A 17,380-nucleotide genomic window follows, 5' to 3' on the forward strand; every position below is an offset into this window, starting at 1 on the left:
TTTTATTCTTTATATTTGGGTACTAATTCACCAAAGGTACACCTACTAACTGTAGCACTATTTTAGGAAATTGGTATAACTGTATAAATGTCAAGCTCCACGCCGTATTTTCCTAAAAAACCCCGTTTCTGTGTAAGTGCTAATTGAGTTCAAAAATTGCACAAACGACTGCGAATGCCACTGCCGCGAGCTTTTGACAACTTGTATATATAGTGTTCGATCCGATGTGCACTCGGCCCCGTACACTATATATTGTCAAGCAGGCTTCAGCCACGCCAAGGTCGGAGCTGCACTCAAGACTTAGTTGCTGATTAAATATTGCCCTATGGTTGCTCAGTTACAAACCCCTAAACTAAATTTAAACCACAACTTACCCTACACAGTTCAAGGGCTGGTGCAAGTCTTTACAGGCCCGCACCGCTGCTTTTTTACCAGTGTCATGGCTCAAGCCCTCAGAATTGCAGGACAGGGAGCTCCCGTGCTAGCGGTGCAGTTCCTCAAAGGGGGAATTAATCAAGGGCATCAGCATCCGGTGCGGCTGGGGCAAAATTTAGATTGGGTGCGCTGCGATTTGTCACGCTGCATTGAGAATGCTGATTTAGATGAGCTGGAGACGCGATCGATCGAACAATTGTGGCAGTATGTTCAAAATGCAGTGCGCGAAGGTCGTTATTCCTTAGTTATTCTCGATGAATTGAGTTTAGCGGTTAATTTGGGATTGATTCCCGAAGCCGAAGTGGTGGCATTGATTGACAACAAGCCGCATCATTTGGATATGATTTTTACCGGGCCATCCATGCCCCAAAGAATTTTGGATGTTGCCGACCAAATTACTGAAATTCGCCGCAGTTAAGGACAATGATTCAAGTTGCGATCGCCCGTTTGGCGATCGCATTTTTTATGTAAAAAAACAGTATCTAAAAAAAGAGGCGATCGCTTAGCTCAAAGAGCGATCGCACGCTGATCAATTTACCAGCGACGTTACGCTTGAACTACCGGATCGAAAACAACACTCAATCGATCCGCCGGCACCATCCGCTTGAGAATTTTCAAATGACCGTCTGCATCAGACCAACTGCGAAACTCACCCACAACCACCTTTTCCACATTTGGAAGCGAGCGAACTATAGTCCACGGCTTGAGACGTTTTTCTTGCAACATACTAGATAAATCTCCTTGGTAAATTGGAGCAAAAGCCAGTCCCCAGGGTTGGCCACGGTCGAGGACTGGCTTTTGACTTTGCAAACTTGACCTTCTCTAAGAACATAGCACAAAAAAAAGGGTTTGTGATTATATCTTATTTTCGCTTTTTTGAGAGCTATTTTCTACATAACAGATGATTAAACTCAAAACTTGTTAACACTTTAATTCCCAACTCAAAACTATAGCAGTTCTCAATCTTGGTGAGGTATGCCCTATGCCCTATGCCCTATGCCCTATGCCCTATGCCCGCTTATCAAGCGTGCACCTCATGTTACTGAGAACGGCTATATTTAATGACAAACACTTCGACTTCGCGGAGGGTGCAGCCTGACTAATAAATTTTGCCTTCTACCTTCTACCTTCACTCTACAAATCCCGCCGCGACAGCAGAAACCAGATCCCACCCAAACCCAAAACACCGCACAAAACCCCGCCTTCCCACCCAAAAACAGTTCCCCCCGGCAAATGTCCAGGCTTTGCTTTAGAAGTAAAATTCAGCTCCGAATAGTATACCCACTGGCTGTTAACCCGCCAGCCCACTCGATCGCCAAACTTCTCCCAAACTGTAGCATCATAAACACCAGGCTTTCCCCCCAACTTGAGCCACAAACCCTTTTGCACAGAAAAACCGAATCTGCGGTGACTGTGCCGCACCCAAAGTTGATCGATAGTCTGCAAATCCTTAGCTGGAAACTTCCTAATATCTTCCTCACTCAAATAACCCCGTGAATTTTGCTGCATCACCTCCAGCATTTTCACAGAAGTTTCCTCATCAGCACCACGCCAATTTTTAGCAGCCAGCAGCCTGGCCAAGTGAGAATAATCAATACCTTTTTCGGACTCTAAATTCACCGAAACTAGCGGAGTATCCGTCACAGGTTGAGTCGGAACCGAAGGACTAATGACAGTTGCCTGCTGCGACTTTTCCAGCATGGGGACAACAACAACAGGAGGTTTTAAAGCATCCAAAACTTCCACAGCCGATTTGTAGCGATCTTTAACATATTCCTGAATCAACTTATCCAAAACCTGACCTAAATCCTCGCTAATTTGTGTTCCTTTTGGCAAAGCCTCCCTCCAAAGCCACCGGCCTTCAAGCGGATCGTAAAGGTCATCGTGAATGTCCCCGTAGATATCCAGATAAGGCATAACAGAAGTCAGCAAGCGAATGCAAGTCACCCCCAAACTATAAAGGTCGCTAGCAGGAACAGCCCTACCGTGACGCTGTTCTAGAGCCGCGTAGCCAGGAGTTCCCAACTTAGTTCCTGTTTTGGTAGGAGCAGCAGCTACTACCTGTTTAGAAACCCCAAAATCTATCAGCACTAACTTACGATCGCGAGATCGGCGGATCACATTCTCAGGCTTAATATCACGGTGAATTACATTTCGGTCGTGAACAAACTTCAATAAAGGCAACAAATCTAACAGCAGTTCGCAAGTTTTGATTTCGCTATAAGCACCGTACTTATCTAACTCATCCTTTAAATTATTGCCATCAATAAACTCTTGGACTAAATACAAGCGCCCATCTTCCTCAAAATAAGAAATTAACTGAGGAATTTGCGGGTGCTTCAGTTCGTATAACCGCCTTGCCTCTTGTTCAAACAGTCGAACATATTTTTTAAAATGACCCGGTTTCCGCTGAAACTCTTGAGGGGGTGACAACTGTTTGATCACGCACAATTCCTCAAATTTTCCATGATTAACAGCTCGGAAAGTCCTGCCAAATCCCCCATCGCGTAGCGGTTCAGTTGCTGAATAAAGGTCTTTTAGTAGCAGCTTTGAACCACAATTAAGACAATACTTTGTGCCTGGTGGGTTCTGACGCTTGTCTCTTGGGCAATCGAGATTAAGGCAGTATGTCATATATTAAAAAAATGCGAACAAAATTATACTCAGGGTTTTATATTATTCAAGAGTCCGATCGCGAGCTGGTTTTTCTAGAGGCGAGACCTCGAACCTTACGGAGGCGACAGCCACCCTCGCGATCAGAGGGGGCGCTCTCACCAGACTGCCCCTGAGCAAGTATAACTCTCTTGAGGGTTTGACCTCAAACTCGAAGTCCTCATCTAACCTTAGACTCCCCTGTGTGCAATACATTTGATTTAGCGGTCAAAGAGCCACCAGATTAAACAGAAATAGTAATTTATTACCAGCCGCGTGATTTCTGCAACGCCAAAAAAACTGAGGATTCTGCCTGAGATATAATTTTATTACCAGAGAGAAGCACACTAACGGGAGCCACAGCTTCCGTCAACTTCGATCGGCTTTAATATTTTAGCAGCATCAATTATTACCTAACCAGGCGGAATCAACAATCCAAAACTCCTCAACAAACGCACGTTAAAATAAAGACTAGCTTCCGCGATCGCAATCCGACCGCCACCAGACAATTAGCCAGTTTTCCCTCTTTCCTTTTTTCAGCTATTACCAGTTACATCTATTTCCATAGGTCTACTTAATTAGGAACCCTCAGTGACACCAAAACTACAGCCCTCTCCCACTCCCAACTCCCGCAAAAAATCACCAAAAGTCCCCTGGTTCGAGCGGTTCATGGCACTGGTTGCCCTAGGAAATTTAAGCCTAGTATTATTTGACATAACTTACGTCCCCGGGCGAGATTTCTACCTCCGGCAACTGCCAGTTCTAACTCAAGTATACGACCCATTTAAAGGAATTAAACCCCACCGAGACACCCAGCAATATCTAGAAACATTAGAAGAATTAAAAATTCAAGTAGTGCAAACAGGATTGCCCTCTCCCCAAGTAGCAGCCAAATTGCAGGAAATAAACAATCTGAGCGCGAAAATGATCGACGAAGATCCCTTTCGAGTAGCATCAAAAAGTGGCACCCTAGAAAAAATCAAAGACCGGATGCGCGATCGCGTCCCGAATCCGCAAGACTCCGCTAAACAATCATTCCAAAGATTCTGGAGCCAAGACTATTTAAACAAACAAGGCTGGCAAAAAGAAATCAAATGGTTTGACGCCAAAATCAAGCCATTAATTGCCACCAACTATTTCCGCGAGATTGGAGAAAACGGTGAATTCACCGATAACTTCTGGCTAATCGACCTGCCATTCATTGCCATATTTGCGATCGAATTTCTCGCCCGTACCTACTTGATCAGCCGCCGCCACCGCAGCGTCACTTGGCGAGCAGCCATGCTCTGGCGATGGTACGACATCTTCCTGATGCTCCCATTCTGGCGCCTGTTGCGAATATTACCCGTCACAATTCGCATTCACCAAGCCAAAATGCCCGATCTCCAACCCATACGCACCCAAATCAGCCGAGGTTTCGTCGCCAACTTCGCCCAAGAATTGACCGAAGTTGTAGTAATTCAACTCATCAACCAGATGCAACAATCAATTACCACAGGCGAACTCGCTCGTCAACTCTTTCAATCTAAAAAACAGCGCTATTTAGACATCAACAATATCAATGAAATAGAAGCGATCGCCACCCATCTAGTCCAAATAACCGTCTACAAAGTCCTTCCCCAACTTCAGCCAGACCTAGAAGCCCTTCTCCGGTACAATATTGAAAGCTTGCTCAAACAATCCCCCCTCTATCAAGGATGGAAGCAAGTACCCGGCCTGGGAAACCTGCCCGAACAGCTAGCACAGCAATTAGTTGCAGAACTCTCCAAATTAGCCACCCTCGGCCCCCAAGATGCCTACGAAGCCTTCAAAATCGCCAGCGAAGACCCCATAAGCATCAAACTCTCCAGCCAGCTAGTCCAACATTTCGGGCAAGCTTTAGGAACCGAACTGCAACAGCAGCAAACCTGGCAAGAAATACAACTGCTGCTGTGCGACTTTCTAGAAGAGTTCAAAATCAACTACATTCAGCGGTTGAGCGAAGAAGACTTCGAGAAAATTTTAGAACAAGCCAAAGAACTGCAACAGATAGCCCCGCGTTAGGGCGTGTCATGACTCGGAAGTACGCAAACCGTTCGGGCAAGTCTCCCCACGCGATGCCCGCGCGGTAGCGGTACAAAACCGCTTCCACGAACAACCGATTGTAGGCACGCTATCCCCCCACAGCAACTTCTCCTCCGCGCCACAAATCTTTGATCCTTTCCCACTGTTAATCCCGTAGGGCATAACGCTGGCTTTTTACGGCGATCGAACCTTCTAGTCGGCTGTATCTCTCCTTTACCTTCCTTTACATTAACTGATGACAAACCCTAGCCTCTAGGATTTGAAAAAGCTTTAAATCCTTGCCAGCCATGTGTTTACCTCTAATACCAAATTCACGATTAAGCTTAGGTAATTTCCCATAATTAAAAGAATAGCCCTAACCCTCTTCTGTGTCGTAATCCCCTCTGCTCCACCGCTCTACTTATTTTTTTCTTCCCCAATTAGCAATTAGTAATTACCCTGCTGTAACTCCTGCAAATGAAACTTGCTGGAATTGTAAAGTTTCATGTGCGATCGTCATTCTCTACCAGAGTTATCTGCAGGTTTGTGCATCACATCTTCAGCGCGGTAGTGAGTGAGACCGCCGTTAGGGTTCTCACCGGCCTGGGCTGTCATGTTGTTAGCGAGAAAGGTCATTTTTTTATCCGTACATTATATCAATTTATATGTAAGTTTGATGATATTCTACTTTTTAGAGTCAATCTGTAAAGTAAAGTTAAAAACTACTAAAAATAGCTCTAAACCAAGTAATCTATTAGATATGATTGCTAACTGGTTTCCTAAAGGCTAAAAAAAATTACCAATGCTAGAAAAAAATAAGGCGCGTCAGTATCTTTAGTCATATCTTATTCTACCCCTACCATAAAAAATACTTAAGTAGCCATTCTTGTTTAATCAAGTTACTGTCTCAAACTTTTCACTAACTATTATAGATTGCTTTTCAATATATATTTCCTCAGCCTCATTTCACTAAATCCCCTGAGATTTTTCAGCCAACTCGTTACCCCAGGAGTAACACCAATCAATGTCACAGACCTCTGCAAGCACTTTCCTGTCAAACCGTTCTAAAAAAAAGGTGTCCCTGCGCCTGATTTTAGTATTCCCATTCGTTCTGCAAATATTTGCCGCCGTCGGGCTGACCGCTTGGGTGTCGGTACGCAACGGACAAGAAGCGGTCAATAATGTTGCGACTCAACTCCGCAGTGAAGTCTCCGAACGCATCAATCAGAAGCTTAACGAATATTTAGAGGCTCCCCACCTAGTCAATCAAATCAATCTTGAGGCTGTCCGCCTAGGTCAAATTGACGTTCAAGACTTGCCACGCCTAGAGCGCTACTTTGTGCAGCAGGTACAGTTATTTCCGACAGCAGGTTCCATTATGTTCGGTAGTCAAAAATATGATGGGTTTATTGGGGCATTAAAACCTAAAAAAGATACCTTGCAAATCATGGAAGCCGGCCAAGCCACAGGGGGAAGTATTCGATTTTATGATATGACTAAAGACGGAGAGCGTATAAGGCTCATTCAGGAAAAGCCCGACTTCAAGATAGAGGAACGACCCTGGTACGTGGCTGCCGTGAAAGCAGGCAAACCAGTGTGGGGCGAAATATTTTCCTATCACGCTTTCCCAGAAATGGTTTTGCCTGCTAGTGTTGCTCTCAATGATAGTAACGGAGCAGTCATTGGGGTATTCGCTGACCATTTTTTTCTAACACAAATTAGTGACTTTCTCAAAAACATAAAAATCGGTCGTTCAGGGCAAACTTTTATCATCGAGCGCTCAGGACTCATCGTTGCCAGTTCTACCCTACATCAGCCATTTTTAGTTGAAAATGCACAAGCTAAACGCATTGATGCAGTTAACAGCACAGATCCCTTACTAAGCTCTGCTACTAAGCAATTACAACAGCAATTTGGCGATCTAAAACAAATTGCCCAGCGAGAACAGCTTGACTTCTGGCTCGATGGCAAACGACAATTTCTACAAGCGCTTCCTTATAAAGACAATCGTGGTTTGGACTGGTTGATTATAGTCACAGTTCCCGAAGCTGACTTCATGGATGAAATTAACGCCAATACCCAGACTACCATTTTATTGTGTTTAGGAGCCTTGGGAATGGCTACGGTTTTAGGAATATTAACCGCACGCTGGATTACCAACCCCATTCTCCGTTTGAGCGAAGCTTCTAGGTCAATTGCGAGTGGAGATTTAGAGCAAAATGTGCAGGTAAAAGGCGTAGAAGAACTAGAAGTTCTGGGTCAGTCTTTCAACCTGATGGCACAACAGTTGCGCGAATCCTTTGATGCGCTAGCCAAGACCAATTCCGAACTAGAAATCCGAGTAAAAGAACGCACCGCCGAACTCACGGAAGCCAAACAAATCGCTGATACTGCCAACCAAGCTAAAAGTGAATTTTTAGCGAATATGAGTCACGAATTGAGAACACCACTCAATGGAATTTTAGGATACGCTCAAATCCTAGAACGCTCAAAAACGATGGCTCCGAAGGAACTCCAAGGCATCAGTATTATTCACCAGTGTGGCTCCCACCTGCTAACCCTGATCAATGACATCTTAGACCTCGCTAAAATTGAAGCCCAGAAATTGGAACTGTACGCGAAGGATTTCCATTTTCCTTCCTTTTTGCAGGGAGTCGCGGAAATCTGCCGCATCCGAGCCGAACAAAAAGGAATTGCTTTTGTTTATCAACCCAGTTCGGAAATTCCTGCTGGCATCTACGCTGACGAAAAACGCTTGCGACAGGTACTAATTAACTTACTGAGCAATGCAATTAAGTTTACAGACTCGGGACGAGTGACTTTTAAGATAGAACATCTGGAAAAGGGGACAGGTGCAAAGGTACAAAGCCATAACCAAAAGCCAGCCTCACCAATTCACAAAATTAGGTTTCAAATTGAAGATACTGGCGTTGGTATGACACCCGAACAATTAAAAAAAATATTTTTGCCTTTTGAACAGGTAGGAGATAGCAAGCGTCAGGCGGAAGGAACCGGACTCGGTTTAACAATTAGCCAGAAAATTGTTGAAATGATGGGTAGTATCATTCAAGTAAAAAGTCAGTCAGGACAAGGCAGTGTTTTTTGGATAGATTTGGATTTACGGGAAGCGACAGACTGGGCAAATACAACCACGATTGCCAACCACAGAAAGCTGGTTGGCTACCAAGGTAGAAAGCAGAAAGTTTTGGTTGTGGATGACAAATGGGAAAACATCTCGGTCATTGTCAATCTCCTGGAACCCCTCGGCTTTGAAGTAACCGAAGCTAAAAACGGTCAAGAAGCTTTAGAAAAAATAGAAGAGTGTAAGTTTGATCTGATTATCACTGACTTGGTGATGCCAGTGTTAGATGGCTTTGAGATGATGCGCCGTATCCGAAATTTGTCACACTATAAAGACCTAGCAATCATTGCTTCATCTGCCAGTGTATTTGCTACCGATCAACATAAGAGTTTGGAGGGGGGAGCAAACGATTTTCTCGGTAAGCCAGTGCAGGCAGAAGAGCTATTTGAGATGTTGCAAAAGTATTTAAAACTTGAATGGATATATGACGAACAAAAAAATGAAAAAATCAGCCATATTCCCTTTTCCTCTGATCCTCAATCACTTTCTGAATCCAATTCTGTAGTTGCTCCCCCGCCCGGAGAAATTGAACTTCTACTTGAACTGGCGATGAGAGGCAACGTGAAAGGAATTGTGAAGCGCAGCGAACACATAGAGAAATTGGATCAAAAATTTGTGTCCTTTGCTGTTGAGCTGCGCCAGTTAGCCCAAGGCTATCAGGTCAAAAAAATTAAAGAGTTTATTACATCCCACAGGATAGAAAAAGAATGAAGGCAGCAAATATGGAAACAAGTAGCATCTTAATCGTCGATGATAATCCTAGCAATCTGGACGTGCTTTCTGAAGCTTTAGCGGGTTTTGGATGGGAGATATTGGTAGCAACTGATGGCGAAACTGCCATCGAACAGGCTGAATATACTCAGCCTGATTTGATTCTGTTAGATGTGATGATGCCAGGAATTGACGGGTTTGAAACCTGCCATCGCCTGAAGGAAAGCCCGTTGACGAACGAAATTTCGGTAATTTTTATGACTGCTCTTTCTGACATAGGAGATAAGGTCAAAGGCTTTAATCTAGGGGCTGTGGATTACATTACTAAGCCCTTTGAACAAAAGGAGGTGTTAGCTCGAGTCAATCTCCATTTAAAACTGCGTTCTCTTACTAAAATTCTTGCAGATCAAAATCTGCTTCTCAAACGGGAAATTGAAGACAGACTCGCAGCAGAAGCAGCGTTACATCAGCTCGCGCAGGAGTTAGAAAAACGGGTAGAAGAACGAACGGCTGAACTTTCTCAAGCTTTGGATAATCTTAAAAAAGCTCAAGTGCAAATCGTTCAAAGTGAAAAGATGGCTTGCCTTGGTCAACTTGTAGCTGGGGTGGCTCATGAAATTAACAATCCAGTTAGTTTTATCTCCAATAATATTCCTATTGCCAAGGAATATATTGCAGATTTGATCGAGATGACTCGGCTTTGCCAGCACAATGTTACTTCGACATCAGAATTTGAGGATAAGTTCCAGGAGATTGAGCTAGATTTTATTGTTGAAGATTTGCCAAAAATTATTGATTCAATGGCGGTCGGAACAGAGCGACTTTACAATCTTTCTATGTCACTGCGTAATTTCTCTCGGTTGGATACATCGGCACTAACGCCAGTGAATATTCACGATGGGCTAGATAGTACCCTGTTGATTTTAGGTCATCGATTGAAAGGTAAAGGCACTCGCCCAGCTATTAAGGTTATTAAAGAGTACGGCGAATTACCCCTGGTCGAGTGCTATCCTGGGCAAATAAATCAGGTGTTTATGAATGTATTAGCGAATGCAATTGATGCTTTAGAAGAGTCTACGATCAGTTGTCCGCTCTGCGGAGAAAAGCAACAAAGCAATGACAATCCACAGATTCGGATATCCACTGAAATGCTTCAGGGCAACAGAGTTGTGATTCGGATTGCTGATAATGGGCTGGGGATAACGCCGGAGATAATGCAGCATTTATTTACGCCGATGTTTACTACAAAATCAGTGGGTAAAGGGACAGGTTTAGGCTTGTCTATTAGCCGTGAGATTGTAGAAGCAAAACATGGGGGTACGCTGACCTGCATCTCCTCGCCCGAATGGGGGGTAGAGTTTGTAATTGAGCTTCCTATTCAGCATTAGTAATGGGGATTTTTTATGGTGAATCTTAGTTTGGCTGTTTGGTCAATATACTGTTAATTTGGCGATCGCCCATGTCGAATCTACCAATCACCCTCACTGTCAAACTCTTCGCCACCTATCAAGAAGCAGAGGGCTGGTCCGAACTAAAATTAGAATTTCCCAAAGAAACTCCCGTATCGCAAGTCCTAGAACGCCTGAGTGCCACTCCCCCACTGTTCTAGGATTGATCGCACCCGATCACGGTATCCACCAGGAATTGGCCCTCGCCCCACTCCAAAACGGCGATCAAGTCCTCCTCATTCCCCCTGTCAGCTTTTCCCTTCTGCCCTCGGACAGTCGGCCGATGGCGATCGGTTTGTCACCGGGCGGGTGATCGAGCTAAACTGAGAACTGAGGTCTCCCTTCGATCGGAAGAAGTCCTCAAACTTCTTGGAAGAAATTGTTTTACCTAGGAGTGGGTCAAGCCCACTTTTTTTGTTGCATTAGTCGCAGGAAAAGAACTCAGGGCGTCTGACTTGCAAGTTGAGGACTGATTTAGTAGGGGTACCCCCCCGCTTGAGATCCCCTGCTGGGATGTTGGGTAAGTCCCAAAGTTGAAGACGAAAGTCGCAGCCACCTAATCAAACCACCTCAAAGCCAAGCAATCTCAACACCAAATTTTTCCTTGCCCGTGTCCGAGTTCAGGAGTTTTAACTGAAGTATTCGATATGACTCATCCCCTAATCCCACAAATCATTGACTTAGCTACCCCCGTTGCGGAAACACTGGGATTGGAAGTAGTGGGAGCAGTGTTTCACACCAACCAAAATCCTCCCGTTTTGCGGGTAGACATCCGCAACCTCCAACAAGACACTGGTTTAGCCGACTGCGAGCGCATGAGCACAGCCCTCGATGCCGAGTTAGAGGCAGCCGACATCATACCCGATGCCTACGTGCTAGAGATTTCCAGTCCCGGAATATCCCGATTGCTCAGCAGCGATCGAGAATTCATTACCTTTAAAGGTTTCCCCGTGACAGCCAAAACCACCGAACCGGACTCGCGAATCAAAGAGTGGAAAGGACTACTCCTGGGCCGGGATGAAACAGCGGTTTATCTCAATCAAAAAGGGCGACAGGTTAAAATTCCCCGCCCTCAGATTGTCAAAGTTGAACTAGACGAAGGAAAGGAGATGTAAAGGGAAATTTTGAGTTTTGAGTTGTAGGGGCGGTGCCCCTGTGCCCGCCCGATTTGAGTTTTGAGATTGCCTCGCAGCAAGCTGAAAACGCTTGGCTGCGAGTTAATTTTTAACAATCATATCTGTAGCAGCGGGTTGAATAGGGACAAAAAATAAATTGTTACAGCAACGATTTCCCCTAATCATATTCAGGAACTCATCACTCCTCTGTCATCACTTCTACTTGAAATTTTCCCAGTACCAATTACCGATTACCAGTTACTTATTACCACAGCAAAAAAGGAGTGTTTTATATGTCAATGGTTCCCCTGCCCGGACTAAAAGAAATGGTCGAAGGTATTAGCAAAGAACGCAATTTACCCAAACACGCCGTCCAAGCAGCCTTGCGAGAAGCCCTGCTCAAAGGATACGAACGCTACCGCCGTACCCAAAAACTCGATCACTTCAGCGAAGAATACTTCGACAACTTTGATGTAGAACTCGACGCCGAACAAGAAGGTTTCCGCGTTTTAGCCAACAAAACTATTGTCGAAGAAGTCATCAATCCCGATCACGAAATCTCACTTTCGGAAGTGCAAGAAGTAGCTACGGAAGCTCAGCCTGGGAGCATCGTGCTCGTAGACGTAACACCAAATCAAAAAGAATTTGGTCGCATGGCCGCGATCCAAACCAAACAAGTTCTCGCTCAAAAACTGCGCGATCAACAGCGCAAAATGATTCAAGAAGAGTTTAAAGATTTAGAAGAAACCGTTCTTCAAGCAAGAGTGCTGAGGTTTGAGAGGCAGTCGGTAATTTTAGCAGTTACCAGCAGCTTCGGTCAGCCAGAAGTAGATGCCGAACTCCCTAAGCGCGAACAGTTGCCCAACGACAATTACCGGGCCAACGCTACATTCAAGGTTTATCTCAAAAAAGTAGGCGAAGGCTCAACTCGTGGGCCGCAGTTACTTGTTTCTAGAGCCGACGCAGGTTTGGTGGTTTACCTGTTTGCTAACGAAGTACCAGAAATAGAAGACGGGGTGGTGAGGATTGTCGCCGTAGCCAGGGAGGCAAATCCCCCCTCCCGGCACGTCGGCCCCCGGACTAAAATAGCAGTTGATACTCTCGATCGCGACGTAGACCCCGTAGGAGCCTGCATCGGAGCGCGGGGATCGCGGATTCAGGTAGTAGTCAACGAATTGCGCGGCGAAAAAATCGACGTGATCCGCTGGTCTCCAGACCCAGCAACTTATATTGCTAACGCTCTGAGTCCCGCTAGAGTAGATGAAGTGCGTTTAGTTGCTCCAGAAGGCAGGAGAGCTCACATTTTGGTCGCTGAAGACCAACTGAGTCTTGCCATTGGCAAAGAAGGTCAGAACGTCCGTCTCGCAGCCCGCCTAACCGGTTGGAAAATCGATATCAAAGATATTGCTAAGTACGATCGCGCCGCCGAAGACAGCAAATTGGCAGCAGAAGCAACTAGGCTCGAAGAACTAGCAGGCGACTACGACGCAGACGAAGCAGGCTACTACGACGAGGAAACCGCAGAATTTGAGGAAGAGGAGGCAGCCGCGACGGAGGAAACCGAAGCCGCAGTCTAACAACTGTGACATTTACCGAAGAAGAATTCAGAATTCAGGAGCCAGAATCCAGCATGGGTTCTGTGCGACAGGATGGAGAATCGAGCTTTAAAGCCCCCGATTTTAATCGTGGAGCCGAAAAAATTCTTTCCGTGACCCTTACCCCTGACTTGGGGCATGGCGTATTTTGAATTCTGAATTCTGTCTTCTGACTCCTTGTCATAAGATTTTCTATTTTCGCCAGACAAGGAGGATTTGTCCCCTACTTCCCCTCTCACAAGAAATGAAACCGAACTACCGGTGCTGTGCAAGTTGTCGAAAAATAGCTCATAAGGAAGCTTTTTGGCGAGTAGTCAGGCTCTATCCTTCTCATCAGGTACAATTAGATCGTGGCATGGGCCGTTCTGCTTACCTTTGTCGGGAAGCAGAATGCCTCAAAGCAGCTCAGAAAAAAAATCGACTTGGGCGATCGCTCAAAGCGCCTGTGTCTGACGAACTGTACCAAACACTTTGGCAGCGTTTAGCCACATCTGACTGTACATCTTACTCTGGCCTAGCCGGACGAAAAACCGACAATAGTTCGGCATCGACTGTATAAACCCTCTTGGCAGCCCTACCAGTAATTACCGGTAGCGCCAGCTATAAAACCCCAATCCGATCTGCCCACCAGTCTGGAAAGATTTGTGTCAGATTAGATAAGGGTAGGGTACTAGCAGAGGTATCCTCAAGGTGGAAAGGCAAACTTTGAAGCTTGAGAGAGTGGGTTTTGCCAAAACTCAGACTTCGGAGTTCCAAGTTCCCAAACAGACTTGAGAATTCTTCAACCGCAGACTTCAGCGAGTTGCATCTTTTAGATAAAATTGCTGAGCGAGTACCAAAACCCCGATTCCTGACACTGAATCAATCACACCGAATGATGTCGTCATTAGCACAAAAAATCACAATGTAAAAACTGGTTGGCACAAAAGAGGGCAGAGTGGATGAACAACGGCAAAGTAAGAATTTACGAATTATCACGGGAACTAAATTTGGATAATAAAGACATCTTGGCAGTTTGCGAGCGGCTCAATATTTCAGTCAAGAGCCACAGCAGCACAATTACAGAATCCGAAGCAGAGCGCATTCGCAAAACGGCGGAAAAATACGTAGCCAGTAGCCACTCTTCCCCCGGCAAGCCAGCTCCACCCGAAAGAGCAGCAGCGCCATCTAGAGAATCTGGCCCTCACCCTAACGACCAACAAAAAAAGCAGCAAATTTTAGAAATACGCAGTCCCAAAGTACGACCGGCTGGTGCAAACTCCCAGCCTGCAGGCAACGAGGAGAACCAAAATCAGCCGGCGGCAACCGTGGCAACTCCTCCCAAGTCGCCTGCAGCTCAACAACTCCAGCCTCCCGCTAAACCGAATATCAATCGACCTGTACTGTCGAAGCCAAATGTCGCTGTGTCGGCGGCTCCGTCAGAAGTGTCGGAAAATGTAGGTGCGATCGCCCCGGAAACCACCGCCCAGGCTCAGGCACCTGCGGCACCTCAACCGCCGTCGGAAAAGGCTCCAGAACGCACTCAGCAACCACCGATCGCCCCCCCTGCGCCGTCGGCCAAACTCACGTCGCCCCCAGTCAGAGCGGCGTCCGAGTCGGCTAGCCGTACCCCACAAAATCTGGGGAACAAGCCGGTACTCAAACTTGCAAAAACCGAGCAAGAGCAATCAGGACAGTCAGAAACTCTGGAAGCGCCGGCTAAACCCAGCCGCCCCAGCAGACCTGCACCGGGCTCTCCTACCGAATCTCGCGACGCGCAAAGACCGCGCCGGGAAGGCGCTGGTGGTCCAGTCAAAACTCAACTTGCCGATCGACCCCAGCCCGGTGGCCCGCGCCGGAGCCTTGCCCCCGCAACGTCAGCTACCGGGCTGCGTAGCCGCGGCGGTGACACCGGAGCCGCAGGGGATGACACTGATGACAATGAAGAAGATAATACGCCGTTGCTGGGGATTACTCTCCTCGAAAGGCCTTCTCTCCCTCGTCCTGCCAAAAAGACATCGGTCATTTGGGAAGAAGATGATGACGAAAACTCAGATGCTGCCAAAGCTGCCAAGGCTGTTAAGGCAAAACGTTCTCGCCTCAAACCAATAGATGAGGATGACGACGACTTAGAAAACGGCTTGGATATGCCAGCACCAGTCACGGTCAGCCTGTCCCTAGCCCGCCCAGCTAAAGCGAAGTCACAAGCAGCACCCAAGTCAACACCAACTCCGGGCGCACCCGGAAGCAGTGGAAAAAATAAAAGACCGGGCCCTTCTCACGATAAAAGTTCTTCTTCTGGTTCTAGTGGGGGACGCGGCAACCGGGGCAAAACAGCCGAAGCTAAGGTAGAACGTCCAGAAAAGCTGCTGCTGAGCAGACCGATGACCGTTCAGGAACTAGCAATTACTTTGGCAGTTCCCGAAACCGAAATTATTAAGCGGCTGTTCTCTAAAGGAATTGCGGTAAATATTACCGAAACCCTGGACATTCCAGCGGTGAGGATGGTAGCCGAAGAAATGGGCGTAGAGGTGGAAACCCCAGAAAAAGTAGCCCCAGCTATCAAAGTGATCGAGATGCTGGACGCAGCGGATTTGGAATACCTCGAACGCCGTCCGCCAGTCGTAACGATTATGGGTCACGTGGATCACGGTAAAACTACCTTGCTCGACTCGATCCGCAAAACCAAGGTGGCTCAGGGAGAAGCTGGGGGCATTACCCAGCACATCGGTGCTTACCACGTAGATGTGGTACATGAAGGCAAGAGCCAGCAGGTGGTATTTTTGGATACGCCCGGTCACGAAGCCTTTACAGCGATGCGGGCTCGGGGAACACGGGTTACGGACATCGCCATCTTGGTGGTGGCGGCGGACGACGGCGTGCGACCCCAGACAATTGAAGCGATCAGCCACGCGAAAGCGGCGAAAGTGCCAATTGTTGTGGCTATCAATAAAGTTGACAAGGAGGGTGCTCAGCCGGAACGGGTGAAGCAAGAGCTTACTGAGTACGGCTTGGTGGCAGATGACTGGGGCGGTGATATCACGATGGTTCCAGTCAGCGCTATCCGCGGCGAAAACCTGGATACTCTGTTGGAAATGATTCTGACAGTGGCGGAAATGGAAGACCTCAACGCCAACCCGCACCGACCGGCTAAGGGTACTGTGATTGAAGCTCACCTCGACAAGGCAAGGGGACCTGTGGCAACTCTGCTGGTGCAGAACGGCACTCTGCGAGTGGGCGATATTGTGGTCGCAGGATCGGCTCTGGGCAAGGTGCGCGCCATGATCGATGACCGGGGCGATCGCGTAGAGCACGCAACTCCATCCTTCGCGGTGGAAGTGCTAGGGCTGCGGGAAGTTCCTCGCGCCGGAGACGAGTTTGATGTCTTCGCAAACGAAAAAGAAGCGGCAGCGATCGCAAGCGGAAGAGCTACCTCCCAACGAGATTCCCGCCTGCTGCAAGGCGGTCGGATCAGCCTCAGTGGCTTCTCTCAACAAGCTAAGGAAGGCGTTCTCAAAGAACTCAACTTGATCTTGAAGGCAGATGTCCAAGGCTCCCTCGAAGCAATTGTCGGCGCTCTGACTCAACTTCCTCAAAAAGAAGTTCAACTCCGACTGCTGCTATCTGCTCCTGGGGAAATTACCGAAACGGATATTGACCTCGCTGCAGCCAGTAATGCTGTAATTATCGGGTTCAATACTACTCTCGCCACCGACGCTCGCCTCGCCGCTGACCAAGCGGGGGTAGACGTGCGGGAATACGGCATCATCTACAACCTCTTGGATGATATTCAAGGGGCGATGGAAGGCCTGCTGGAACCCGAATTGGTGGAAGAACCTTTGGGTCAAGTCGAAGTGCGCGCTGTCTTTGCGATCGGTCGCGGGGCTGTGGCTGGATGTATGGTACTCTCTGGCAAAGTCATCCGTAACTGTAAGGTGCGGGTGCGCCGGGGTAACAATGTCGTTTACGAAGGTGTCCTCGACTCCCTAAAACGGATGAAGGAAGATGCCAAGGAAGTCAATGCTGGCTTTGAATGCGGTATTTCCTTGAGCGGATTTAGCGACTGGGCGGATGGCGATATTATTGAAGCCTACCGGATGGTTACTAAGCGCCGGACTCTCTCTCAATAGTTTTGAGTTGTGAGTGTTGAGCGGGAAGAGAATTTTTGAGCGATCGCAACCAAATTGCCGATCGCTCGCAACTCTTCTCTTCACTCAATACTCCCAAACTCATCTGACAGTTGACAGTTGACCGAAAGAA

The 17,380-nt window shown here is 47.1% G+C and carries 13 protein-coding genes and 1 pseudogene; 10 read left to right on the forward strand and 4 right to left on the reverse strand.

Annotation, left to right across the window (positions count from 1 at the left end; translation table 11 throughout):
* Positions 1-325: 325 nt before the first annotated feature.
* Positions 326-853, forward strand: coding sequence for a P-loop NTPase family protein (locus QUA10_RS08690; protein ID WP_333082458.1), 528 nt, complete (start codon positions 326-328; stop codon positions 851-853).
* A 128-nt stretch (positions 854-981) separates the two neighbouring features.
* On the opposite strand, the gene QUA10_RS08695 is transcribed toward QUA10_RS08690, so the two are convergent.
* Both QUA10_RS08695 and QUA10_RS08700 read right to left on the reverse strand, forming a co-directional pair.
* A complete protein-coding gene (locus tag QUA10_RS08695) occupies positions 982-1,245 on the reverse strand; it encodes a hypothetical protein (protein ID WP_333082457.1) in 264 nt (87 codons plus the stop codon).
* Positions 1,246-1,569: 324 nt separating this feature from the next.
* Positions 1,570-3,069, reverse strand: a complete 1,500-nt coding sequence (locus QUA10_RS08700) for a GUN4 domain-containing protein (protein ID WP_333082456.1) — start codon at positions 3,067-3,069, stop codon at positions 1,570-1,572.
* Between the two features lie 609 nt (positions 3,070-3,678).
* Here QUA10_RS08700 and QUA10_RS08705 point away from each other — a divergent pair.
* Positions 3,679-5,130: a hypothetical protein gene (locus QUA10_RS08705; RefSeq protein WP_333082455.1), complete on the forward strand. Its 1,452-nt coding sequence runs from the start codon at positions 3,679-3,681 to the stop codon at positions 5,128-5,130.
* Positions 5,131-5,155: 25 nt separating this feature from the next.
* Here QUA10_RS08705 and QUA10_RS08710 read toward each other — a convergent pair.
* Positions 5,156-5,284 (reverse strand): annotated as a pseudogene (locus QUA10_RS08710) (IS5/IS1182 family transposase); the annotation flags it as partial.
* Between the two features lie 870 nt (positions 5,285-6,154).
* Here QUA10_RS08710 and QUA10_RS08715 point away from each other — a divergent pair.
* From QUA10_RS08715 to infB, 8 genes are all read left to right on the forward strand, one after another.
* Positions 6,155-8,983 carry an ATP-binding protein gene (locus QUA10_RS08715; protein WP_333082454.1) on the forward strand — a complete coding sequence of 943 codons (2,829 nt, stop codon included), beginning with the start codon at positions 6,155-6,157 and terminating at the stop codon, positions 8,981-8,983.
* Positions 8,980-10,371: a response regulator gene (locus QUA10_RS08720; protein WP_333082453.1), complete on the forward strand. Its 1,392-nt coding sequence runs from the start codon at positions 8,980-8,982 to the stop codon at positions 10,369-10,371. Before QUA10_RS08715 ends, QUA10_RS08720 begins: the two co-directional genes overlap by 4 nt.
* Positions 10,372-10,442: 71 nt before the next feature.
* Positions 10,443-10,592 carry a thiamine S protein gene (locus QUA10_RS08725; RefSeq protein WP_333082452.1) on the forward strand — a complete coding sequence of 50 codons (150 nt, stop codon included), beginning with the start codon at positions 10,443-10,445 and terminating at the stop codon, positions 10,590-10,592.
* 2 nt (positions 10,593-10,594) lie between these two features.
* Positions 10,595-10,744: a hypothetical protein gene (locus QUA10_RS08730; RefSeq protein WP_333086222.1), complete on the forward strand. Its 150-nt coding sequence runs from the start codon at positions 10,595-10,597 to the stop codon at positions 10,742-10,744.
* A 334-nt stretch (positions 10,745-11,078) separates the two neighbouring features.
* Positions 11,079-11,546, forward strand: coding sequence for a ribosome maturation factor RimP (rimP, locus tag QUA10_RS08735; RefSeq protein ID WP_333040953.1), 468 nt, complete (start codon positions 11,079-11,081; stop codon positions 11,544-11,546).
* Positions 11,547-11,839: 293 nt separating this feature from the next.
* On the forward strand, positions 11,840-13,123 hold the full coding sequence (nusA, locus tag QUA10_RS08740; RefSeq protein ID WP_333082451.1) for a transcription termination factor NusA: 1,284 nt from the start codon (positions 11,840-11,842) through the stop codon (positions 13,121-13,123).
* Positions 13,124-13,385: 262 nt separating this feature from the next.
* Positions 13,386-13,700 (forward strand): YlxR family protein, encoded by a 315-nt coding sequence (locus QUA10_RS08745; RefSeq protein ID WP_333082450.1) that lies wholly within the window; start codon positions 13,386-13,388, stop codon positions 13,698-13,700.
* 382 nt (positions 13,701-14,082) lie between these two features.
* Positions 14,083-17,250 (forward strand): translation initiation factor IF-2, encoded by a 3,168-nt coding sequence (infB, locus tag QUA10_RS08750; protein ID WP_333082448.1) that lies wholly within the window; start codon positions 14,083-14,085, stop codon positions 17,248-17,250.
* On the opposite strand, the gene QUA10_RS08755 is transcribed toward infB, so the two are convergent.
* On the reverse strand, positions 17,225-17,353 hold the full coding sequence (locus QUA10_RS08755) for a hypothetical protein (RefSeq protein ID WP_333086223.1): 129 nt from the start codon (positions 17,351-17,353) through the stop codon (positions 17,225-17,227). The genes infB and QUA10_RS08755 overlap by 26 nt on opposite strands.
* Positions 17,354-17,380 lie beyond the last annotated feature (27 nt).

The organism is Microcoleus sp. Pol8_D6, from assembly GCF_036700965.1.
GTDB lineage: Bacteria > Cyanobacteriota > Cyanobacteriia > Cyanobacteriales > Microcoleaceae > Microcoleus.

Coding starts and splice junctions, on each gene's coding strand:
- QUA10_RS08725 (WP_333082452.1), top strand. CDS start 10,443: ATGTCGAATCTACCAATCACCCTCACTGTCAAACTCTTCGCCACCTAT.
- QUA10_RS08755 (WP_333086223.1), bottom strand. CDS start 17,353: ATGAGTTTGGGAGTATTGAGTGAAGAGAAGAGTTGCGAGCGATCGGCA.
- rimP (WP_333040953.1), top strand. CDS start 11,079: ATGACTCATCCCCTAATCCCACAAATCATTGACTTAGCTACCCCCGTT.
- infB (WP_333082448.1), top strand. CDS start 14,083: ATGAACAACGGCAAAGTAAGAATTTACGAATTATCACGGGAACTAAAT.
- QUA10_RS08745 (WP_333082450.1), top strand. CDS start 13,386: ATGAAACCGAACTACCGGTGCTGTGCAAGTTGTCGAAAAATAGCTCAT.
- QUA10_RS08700 (WP_333082456.1), bottom strand. CDS start 3,069: ATGACATACTGCCTTAATCTCGATTGCCCAAGAGACAAGCGTCAGAAC.
- QUA10_RS08715 (WP_333082454.1), top strand. CDS start 6,155: ATGTCACAGACCTCTGCAAGCACTTTCCTGTCAAACCGTTCTAAAAAA.
- QUA10_RS08690 (WP_333082458.1), top strand. CDS start 326: ATGGTTGCTCAGTTACAAACCCCTAAACTAAATTTAAACCACAACTTA.
- nusA (WP_333082451.1), top strand. CDS start 11,840: ATGTCAATGGTTCCCCTGCCCGGACTAAAAGAAATGGTCGAAGGTATT.
- QUA10_RS08720 (WP_333082453.1), top strand. CDS start 8,980: ATGAAGGCAGCAAATATGGAAACAAGTAGCATCTTAATCGTCGATGAT.